This window comes from Microbacterium sp. DT81.1, from assembly GCF_049844955.1.
GTDB lineage: Bacteria > Actinomycetota > Actinomycetes > Actinomycetales > Microbacteriaceae > Microbacterium.
In genome coordinates, this window is the sequence record NZ_JBNCMA010000019.1 from 1 (window position 1) to 4460 (window position 4460).

Annotated in this window: 4 protein-coding genes; 1 reads left to right on the forward strand and 3 read right to left on the reverse strand. The window is 66.1% G+C overall.

Annotated features, from left to right (window positions below; translation table 11 throughout):
- Positions 1 to 149 precede the first annotated feature (149 nt).
- The 3 genes from ACLQ2Q_RS22125 to ACLQ2Q_RS22135 form a co-directional block, all read right to left on the reverse strand.
- A complete protein-coding gene (locus tag ACLQ2Q_RS22125) occupies positions 150 to 731 on the reverse strand; it encodes a hypothetical protein (RefSeq protein WP_425824045.1) in 582 nt (193 codons plus the stop codon).
- Between the two features lie 247 nt (positions 732 to 978).
- Positions 979 to 1659, reverse strand: a complete 681-nt coding sequence (locus tag ACLQ2Q_RS22130) for a response regulator (RefSeq protein WP_425824047.1) — start codon at positions 1657 to 1659, stop codon at positions 979 to 981.
- Positions 1656 to 3479: a sensor histidine kinase gene (locus ACLQ2Q_RS22135; protein ID WP_425824049.1), complete on the reverse strand. Its 1824-nt coding sequence runs from the start codon at positions 3477 to 3479 to the stop codon at positions 1656 to 1658. Before ACLQ2Q_RS22135 ends, ACLQ2Q_RS22130 begins: the two co-directional genes overlap by 4 nt.
- Before the next feature lie 193 nt (positions 3480 to 3672).
- Between ACLQ2Q_RS22135 and ACLQ2Q_RS22140 the strand changes: the two genes are divergently transcribed.
- Positions 3673 to 4311: a hypothetical protein gene (locus ACLQ2Q_RS22140; protein WP_425824051.1), complete on the forward strand. Its 639-nt coding sequence runs from the start codon at positions 3673 to 3675 to the stop codon at positions 4309 to 4311.
- The last annotated feature ends 149 nt before the right edge of the window (positions 4312 to 4460 follow it).

The window sequence follows — 4460 nt, forward strand, 5'->3', positions numbered from 1 at the left end:
ACGCAAACGACTAGAGTTCCAAACCCCCAACGAAGTCATCGGGGACGTGCTGTTGCGATGACCGCTTGAATCCGCCGGTCGCTGAACGGCCACATTTGCCGTCATCCGGGGTATCGTGCGACCGTTCCTCGCGGTCACCGAAAGCCTTATCACCGCAATGAGGGGCCGTCCGCTTGGCCGGTACGCCCGATCTGCCGACGTACAGCGAGCACCATCGCCGGGCCGAACGAAACACCCACCTCTTCAACGCGGTCCTGCGCCCTATCCCACGAATCATCGTTGACAAGAAATGTCATTCTCGACGGGGGAGACGGGGGAGGTTCCCGGTATGTGGTGCCCCGCACCGCAAGTTCCTCAATTGCCCGAGGTAGGATGTCATCCACCGACTCTCCCCGGTCGGCAGCAGCACTCCGGACCGCCTCCGCAACGGTTACCGGCAGGGTGACGCTTCGCTTGCTGAACTCGATGGCGTCCGGCGTGGATGGCTCAAAGCCTGGTGTCCACTCCCATCGCACATATAGATCAACAACCTTCACGCCGTTCGGCGTATTCGCACCCGCCGTCCCCCGCGGCACCAGTCGACCTTCGAGTCGGGTGACTTTCTTATTGCGCCCCTGGCGCACCGTGCGCAACACCGATTCGGGAACAGCCTGGGCACCAAGAATCCAACTCCCTTGTGCCCGCTTCGCGCGGTTCACGATGTCGTCCCAAGGCAGCTTCGCGTAGTTCACTCGCCGCTCCACGGGCACCACCGTACTCTCCCTGCAATTAGGTCACACGAGAGTCGACCACCGTACGAATGCCGGTCCTTCAAAGGGCGAGTGTGGTGCCGCAGTAGGCGAGGTTTGGGGTGCTGTTCACGTCATCCGATGGTGCTGTGACGTGGCCAGTCCGGACGTGGTTCGATCTGCTCGACGAGGTCCACATCGGAGTCTCCCCTGGATGCGAACCGGGGCGGTCTCGTCATTCGCTGGCAGCTCATGCTGATCCGCTTGGGCCTCCCGCGACTCCGCACTCGTAGGCGAGAACAACGGCTTGCACTCGGTCTCTGAGGCCGAGCTTTGTGAGGATGCGGGTGACGTGCGACTTCACGGTGGCTTCGCCCATGAACAGTTCGGCGCCGATCTCGGCGTTGGACAGCCCGCGAGAGATCGCGAGGAACACCTCGAGCTCGCGGTCGGTGAGCATGGCCAGCCGAGGGGGTAGGCCATTGGCCGTGGGCGCGTGACGCACGTACGCCTCGACAAGCCGGCGAGTCACGGTTGCCGCGAACATCATCTCGCCGGCGTGACACGCGCGGATCGCTGCCGCGAGTTCCGCGGGGGGAGTCGTTTTCAGGAGGAATCCACTCGCGCCGGCGCGGAGGGCTTCGAAGACGTACTCGTCGAGGTCGAACATCGTCAGCATCAGCACGCGTGCCTCGGGCCTTGCTGCCGTCACCAGGCCGACTCCCTGGATGCCGTCGACTCCCGGCATGTTGATGTCCATCAGCACCACGTCGGCGCGCGAAGAGGCGGCGGCCCGCGCCGCTGCTGCGCCGTCGGATGCCTCGGCAACCACCCGCAGGTCGGGCTCTGCATCGACGACGGCCCGCAGGCCCCCCAGGATGAGGTGCTGGTCGTCGCAGATCACGACACGGATGAGATCGGGCGCCGTCATGAGTGCACCTGCGGCTCGGACGGCAGCGTCGCTTCGACGGAGAATCCACCGCTGTGGCGGCCGGCGCGGAGCGTGCCTCCTGCCGCCTGCACGCGCTCGGAGAGGCCGGCCAGTCCGAAGCGGGTTCCGTCCGTGTCTCCAACGCGGTCGGCAGTGTCGCGACCGTCGTCGGCGACGAGCACATTCACCCCGTGATCGTCGACTGTCACTGTGACACGCACGTTCTGCGCGTCTGAATGGCGCACGATGTTGGTGAGGCTTTCCTGCACGATCCTGTACACGGTGTCGTCGAACTGCGTGGGCACGGGCGGCAGCTCGAGCGTGATGTCGAGGCCGACGCCGCGGAGGCGCTGGACGAGCACGGGCAGGGGCTCACGGGATGCTCTGGCCAGCCCGGGACTGCCGATCGCTCCGGATTCGAGCAGGTCGAACATCATCTCCAGTTCGGTGCTGGCTTGCTCAGCCGTCGTGAGGACAACGTGCAGAGCCTGCCGAGCGGCCGCGGGATCGCGCTGGCGAAGGGCCTGCGCGGCCGCCGCCTGCATCACCATGACGCCAACCGCATGGCTGGTCACGTCGTGCAGCTCCCGCGCGATGCGCAAGCGCTCGTCGCGCCGTGCCAGCTCGATGCGTGCGTTGATGTCGGCTCTCAGTTTCTCTGCACGCGCTGCGGCGACCCGCCCGGCGCGATCGTATGCCGACCACTCGTGACCGGCGAATGCCGGCAGGGCGACGAGCGCCGCAGCGAACGGTGCGTTGCCTGGTGCGATGGCGGCGGACCACGCCACCGTTCCGAGAGCGAATGGAACGAACATCGCCCAGGCACTAGGACGCGACGTGGCGCCAACCGACCACGCGAGCAACGCCACGGGAACGATGCTGATCGCGAGCGGCTGGATGCCGGCCAGCAGTGCCCCTCCGACGAGGATCACCGCCATCCCGCAAGCGGTTGGCGTCGATCTGCTCCTCACGGCGACACACAGCGGAAGGCCGACGGCGGTGCCCCAGACCATAGGCGACGGCACGACCCATTCACCGAAGGAGATCTCGAGCGCGCCGAACCCGATCAGGGCCGCCGCCACGACGGCGTCAGTCACCCAACGCCGGTCAGGCGGGGAATCAGGCGGTGGATCCGGCACTGGCGCGGACCTAAGGAGCCCGAGCAGCCACCGCAGTTCCGTGACGGCATGGCGGCCGCGGGCAGCGATGGATTCGATGCTGCCGGGGTCGAGATCTGCCTCCGCAGCAGTAGCGTCTTTGCGCATCGCGGCGATCGAGTCACGCAGCACGGCAAGCGACTGCCCGCCCAGGCGGGCCCGCTCGTCTGCGATCGTGCGGATCGTGAGGGCGGCGGCATCTGTCGCCTGCAACTCTGATGCGGCAAGCAGCGCCGCGTCGGCTGCGCGGGCGCGACGTCGGACGACCCGCCCGTAGGCGTATACCGACCCCGTGACAACAATTGCGAACAGGAACGTGGTGAGATCAAGCGCCTCGATTAGCGCGGCTACAGGGAACACTGCTGCGACGGCGATCCCCGGCCACAGGGAAGCGTGCCGACCGACGGTGTAGACCACGAGGATCAAGGGCGCCAGCGCTGCCGCGGTTTCGTTCGTAACCTGCATGATGGCAAGCCCCAATTGCGGCAGCGCGAGCGCTGCGCCAGCGAGCACGGGCCGCTGCGGCAGGACAAGGGTGAGCCCCGCCGCGCCCAGCGCGACAGGGATCGCCACACTGATCTCCGCGGCGAGGAAGAGACCCACCCAGAGGCCGCACAGCGCGGCGACCACTGACTCCGGGAGGGAGGGGCGACGCAGCCTCATGTCCGGAGCGTACTGCCGCGCCGGGCTGGCCGCATCCGTCGCAGGTGGGATGCCGCATCCGACCTCAGGTGAGCATCTTGGAGCCTTAGTAGGCAGTCGATGAAGCGTCAGGCCGGATGCCGCGTACTGCGTGCCGGGTGGACGATCACGGGATCGGCATGTTCATGCCGCGAACAGGCAAAGGAGATTCATCGTGAAGATACTGCCCCTCGCCGCCCTTGCAGCGGCCGCCATGCTGTCCGCGCTGATAGCGCTCGACGTCGTCTGGAACGCAAACAATCCCGATCAGGTGGGTCCATGGTTGGACGCCGAGACCCATCCGTACCTGCTGCCGATAATCGGCATCCTCCACGCCGTGCTGTACACGCTCCTCGCCGCGGCGCTCATCCAGTCCGGCCGCGCGATCGACGGCGGACGCCCGCTCGTCAGAGTGCTCCGGTGGATCCTGATCGGCTGTTTCGCACTTTTCGCCGGTCTGTTCAGCATTGTGATCGTTGACCCCACGTTCAACACGTCCGGTGTCTACGAGATTCTCGTCACCGTCATATTCGCGGTGAGCCTGCTCGTGCCGATCGTCCTGGGGTTCGCGCTGATACGCCGGCGCCACTTCCGTATCCCCGCGATTCTGCTGATCGCCCCGCTCGTCGTCCTGCCGATCACTCTGATCATCGAAACCTTCACCGTCTTCGCCCACCCGGGCTACACGGAGACCGCAGTGAACTTCGGCTTGGCGCTGCTCTGCGTCGCCGCGAGCTCCCTCCCTGCCACATCCACGCCCGCACTTCATAATCGCGCCTCAGTGCCGGTCAGCGACGGAGCGTTGGATCGCTGACCGGTCACCCATCCCCGCCCGGGCACCGATCACTCAATCGTTGACAATCGTCTCGTCGGAGGCCCGTCGAACGATCCTTGGGTTCTTGCGGTGGTCGCAACACTTACTGAATGGAGAGTGTTGTGGCGGGCTTGGCTTTGAGGTTCCGT

Coding starts and splice junctions, on each gene's coding strand:
- ACLQ2Q_RS22135 (WP_425824049.1), bottom strand. CDS start 3,479: ATGAGGCTGCGTCGCCCCTCCCTCCCGGAGTCAGTGGTCGCCGCGCTG.
- ACLQ2Q_RS22130 (WP_425824047.1), bottom strand. CDS start 1,659: ATGACGGCGCCCGATCTCATCCGTGTCGTGATCTGCGACGACCAGCAC.